Origin of the sequence: Streptomyces sp. NPDC047028 (genome assembly GCF_040644095.1) — a bacterium.
GTDB lineage: Bacteria > Actinomycetota > Actinomycetes > Streptomycetales > Streptomycetaceae > Streptomyces.
Map to the genome: position 1 here is coordinate 1 of NZ_JBEYVS010000110.1, position 4,442 is coordinate 4,442.

Annotated in this window: 3 protein-coding genes and 2 pseudogenes; all 5 read left to right on the forward strand. The window is 64.0% G+C overall.

The features are described 5' to 3' along the window. Positions 1-875: 875 nt before the first annotated feature. Positions 876-1,178 carry a hypothetical protein gene (locus ABZ854_RS37005; protein WP_361220397.1) on the forward strand — a complete coding sequence of 101 codons (303 nt, stop codon included), beginning with the start codon at positions 876-878 and terminating at the stop codon, positions 1,176-1,178. A gap of 564 nt (positions 1,179-1,742) precedes the next feature. Continuing rightward, positions 1,743-2,009: a hypothetical protein gene (locus ABZ854_RS37010; RefSeq protein ID WP_361220400.1), complete on the forward strand. Its 267-nt coding sequence runs from the start codon at positions 1,743-1,745 to the stop codon at positions 2,007-2,009. A 385-nt stretch (positions 2,010-2,394) separates the two neighbouring features. Next, positions 2,395-3,363: pseudogene (locus tag ABZ854_RS37015) on the forward strand (transposase); the annotation flags it as partial. Positions 3,364-3,796: 433 nt separating this feature from the next. Next, a pseudogene (locus ABZ854_RS37020) lies at positions 3,797-3,951 on the forward strand (IS630 family transposase); the annotation flags it as partial. A 258-nt stretch (positions 3,952-4,209) separates the two neighbouring features. After that, on the forward strand, positions 4,210-4,442 hold a 233-nt coding region (locus ABZ854_RS37025), incomplete at its 3' end, for a S1 RNA-binding domain-containing protein (protein ID WP_361220403.1).

Below are 4,442 nucleotides of genomic sequence, written 5' to 3' on the forward strand. Positions count from 1 at the left end.
GCGCTTGCGCAGCTCGGGCGGGTACATCGAGGGTCGTGCCATGACTCGGAATCCTTACACGGAATCGAGTCTCCACCTCACCCGGGGCGGTTCACACTTTGTTCGGCCCCTACCTCTTGCAGGAGGATGGCCACCCCAACTATTGGGGACAACTCGCCCTGCGCAACTGCCTACGCCAGGCTTACAACTACGGAAGCCTCCGTGGCGGCACATGCACCTCAACGGGCGGTCTCGATTCCCTGGACGAGCCCAACATGAACCTGGGCTGAGAACCTGTATCTCTTTCGATCTTGGTGGGCGTGAGTCGAGATCGTCGACCCGGTCAGGTGGTCTTCTGCCTGGCCGGGCCTGGTGACCGGGCCTCCACCACAGCTCATGGGTGTCGAATCCAGCCGAGTAACAAGAGCCCCCGCTGGCGATGCACTTTCCGTGTCGGATGCGATGGCGCCAATCTCGGCGACCCTGCCGAGCGTTCGTCCCGCTTGTCCATCGCTTCGGGAGGGTAGGGGCCGGCCCTACAGGCGAACGAAGCATGCGACGGACATGAGCCACGCGGAATGGGCTGTGGTACGCGACGTGGTGCCTGTCCAGCCACAGCGGGCAGCCGGAAAGCTACTGCCACCGGGGAGATGGTCGATGCGGTGCGCTCCCTGGTCGCGTGGGCCGCATCACCTGACGGGAGATGCCCCGCGGCCTTCACCTTGGTGAACCGCGCCTACACCTTCGCCCGTGCCGGAGGGATAAAGGGGCCTGACTGCCGAGTTCCACGACCGGCTGCGCGACAACGTCCTCCAAGACTCGGAGCCGACCGCTGCCTTCATCGACACCCAGTCGATGAAGGCAGCTGTGTCGGTGGGCTTCGACAGGGGAGGAGAATGATCAACAGCCTCAACTGGCACATCGCGGTGGACACCTTCAAACAGCTGCTGGCCGTGATCGTGACGCGCTTCGGCCATCAACCAGCACCCGGGACAGAAACTGTTGGTCCGGCAGCCGGAGCAACACTGGCGCGTCACGCGGTGTGGGCCAACGGAGGCTGCACTGGGCGCCGGGGCAGCTTCGCTATCGGTGTCCGTCGCGTCGCGCTGACCCGGGGTAAACACAGCCACGACCAGCTGATTCACCGTGCCTCCGAGAACCGGCCGGTGGGGCGCACGTTCGCGGGGCTAACGCATTGACCTCGCCTGCCCGCTACTACGCGACGCGCACCGACTCCGACTCCGCCGAGACCAAGATCAAGTGGACGATGGGCATGCTCATGAGCCGCCGGTTTGTCGGCCCGCGCCACACGGAAGGCCCCGACGCAACCGAAGGCGGTGATTCACACGCGACGTCAGCGTCGGCTTTGAGGGCGATCGGTAATTCTAAGGGGTGACCCCCAATGGAAACCCCTCTCACTAGCAGTACGGTTGCACCCAAAGACACAGGATCGTGTCACATCCCAGTCAGAGAACGGCACGTTCGCCTTTTATTTTCGCAGCAACCTTCAATATACTCAGCCATTCAAAGAGGTAATACACATGAAGCGTCGCTTTGTCGGGGCCCTGCTGCTCCCTATCCTGTCCGCAGCGCCAGTCGTGGCACTATCTGGTACGGCCGATGCGGCCGTTCATCCCTACGGCTCCACGTGCAGAGATGACAGGCTGGGCAGTTACGGAGATCAGATTGACGTCATGACATGTCTTTGGACTGACGATGGAGATGGGATCCCCACCAGATGGGCCACTCTTCAAATCACTAACGTGGGTTTTGACGACGTGAAGCTGGGCACGACTCAGTCAATAGTCTCGAGAGAATCTGGCCCCCTGGGGGGAGACAAAATCCTGGTGGCCAGCGATCCATGCTTCCTCAACGGCGAGACGCTTGCCCCAGGGAAAATTGTGGGATGCAACACCAACAAGGTAGATGATATGGCACTATCCCTCAATGCATCGCATGCGGAGGCGATCGTAACGTACAAGGTTGGCTCGGACTGGGAAGACTATCGCGAGAATACGAAGAGCGTTTGATAGAACAGATAACTAGCGCGATCAACGAAATGAAGCTCCTGGTAGATGGGTTTCGACCGAAAGCCATCTTCTCCCTCCGGGAGCTTCGCCGTACTCGTCCTGACATCGCGCGCGGCGGCGGTGGCTGCCCTCGTTATCTTCTTTGCGGTCCTGCAAGAAGACCGCTGGCCTCCAAGCCCGGCATGACTGTTGCCTCCTGTCTAACGGATGACCTGGGGGGCACCGGGCCTGAGGGGTGCCGTCGGAGACGCGGATCAGAGGTCCGACCACCGCCCGGCCGAGCGCAACACCCGGCCGATCGTGGGCGGCAGGTCTGCGAAACGGGGATGCGCGAGAACAGCCCCGCCCATCGAGGCTGGCACGCGTAGACACATGTGGCGGCACGGTGATCAGCATCGACGGGGAGGGCGTCTTCCTAGGCCTGGACGTCGGCAAGCAGACGCATCACGGTCACGGTCTGGCGCCTGCCGGGAAGAAGAGCTTTGACAAGCCGCTGCCGAACGGCGAACCCTAGTTGAGGACCGTCTTCGACAGGCTGAAGGTCAACTTCGGCACCGTCCTGGTGGTCGTGGACCAGCCCGCCTCCATCGGCGCTCTCCCGCTGACCGTCGCCCGCGACGCGGCGTCATCGCGGATGCCGCCCGCGCCATGCCCCACACCCTTCGCTCGCTGGAACTCGCCGACGAGATCGCGCCCGAGCTGACCATGCTGGTCCGATTCGACCACGACCTCGCCGGCGAGGCCAACCGCACCGACAACCGCATCCGCGGCCTTCACACCCGGTTCCACCCAGGCCTCGAAGGCGTCCTCGGCCCCCGCCTCGATCACCAGGCCGTGACCTGGCTTTTCGACCGCTACGGATTCCCCGGCCGCTCTGCGGAAGGTCAGCCGCCGCAGGCTCGTAGAGGTCATCCGGCCCAAGGCCCCGCGCCTGGCCCAGCGGCTCGTCGACGACGTCTTCACCGCGCTCGACGAGCAGACCGTGGTGGTCCACGGAACAATACCCTGGACGTGAACGTGCCCTCGCTGGCGAAGTCCGCCGGGCGCCGGAGGCCCAGATCGAGGCACTCCTGGAGGCCCACCCTCTTTCCGACGTCCTGACGTCCGTGCCGGCGTCCGGACCGCAGCAGGCCTCCTGGTCACCGTCGGCGACGGCAACTCGTTCCCGAGCGCCGCCAACCTGGCCTCCTATACCGGCCTCGCCCCCACGACCAAGCAGTCCTGAACCTCGATCCACGGCGAACACGCTCTAAGGGGCGGGAACCGGCAGCTAAAACGGGCGATGTTCCTCTCCGCGTTCGCGGGCCCGCGCGATCCCGCCTCCCAGAGCTACCACGACCGCTACGCCTCCCGCCACACCCCCAGCTCAACAAACACACCAGATCCAGCCACCACAGCCTGCCTTCCCGCCTCCTAGCCCAGAAGAGCCAGCTCAGGACACGAACTCTCATTGGAGTACTAATACTCCAGCAGGATTTCGCTGTCTGACCTGGTCTTTTCGCCGGGTGGCGGGAGTGTAGCGGGACTTCGGTCGTGCGGGGGCGGTCTCATGGAGACTGCCCCTCGATCGTGCGACAACGCCGCAGGTAGTGACAGCGGCGGGCGACTGCTTGGCGTCGGCGGCGCCAGTTCGACCAACTCAGCGCGTGATGTCGTCCGCGGTGTCCGTTCAGGTGCGGGGGCCGGGCACGACAAGCTGCCAGGAGGCGCCGAACCTCCGCCGCTGTGAGCCCGATGGCCCCGGGTGTCCCACCTGTTCCGCCCCCTTTTCGCAGGGCTGGTGTGCACCACTTCGGCAATTCACCGTCGTCAACTCCCACCACTCCAACCACACCGTCCAGACACGGGCCCTGCACGCCTACTGCGCTGGCGCAACGCCAACGCCCGCTACAGCGAGAAGGGCATTCGCTGGGGCGGACGTCCCCTTAAGACCGCAGCGTGAGCGCAGTTCCCACCCGGTGCGAAGCTCCTCGTGAAAGGCTTGGAGCATGATGGGTGGACCGTCTGAGAACTCAGAACTCTGGGCATTCCTGGAGTCACTGCACCGCGGCGAGTTCCTTTCCGGAACCGTCACAGCGATCGAACGGTTCGGTGTGTTCGTGGCGCTGGACGACGGACCCGACCATCCAGTCTTCCCCGGCGTCGGGTTCACTCCTTCGCTGAACTGTCCTGGCGACGTTTCGAGACAGCCACCGATGTCGTGCAGGTCGGGCAGCGGGTCCTATGCGAGTTCCTCCAGTTCGACACGTGGAACCTGGAGGCCAGACTGTCCTTGAAAGCCACACAGCCGGACCCCTTTCAGGTATTCGCCGACACCAACGCGGTGGGACAGAAACTGCCTGGCCAGGTCACCAAGCCGAACCCGTTCGGGGTCTTCGTCCAGGTCGCCGACGAGATCGAGGCACTGGTTCACCTGCGGGAGCTCGCCTGCAC

Bases quoted from the DNA above. Each gene is read 5' to 3' on its own strand.
- ABZ854_RS37005 (WP_361220397.1), top strand. From the start codon at position 876: ATGATCAACAGCCTCAACTGGCACATCGCGGTGGACACCTTCAAACAG.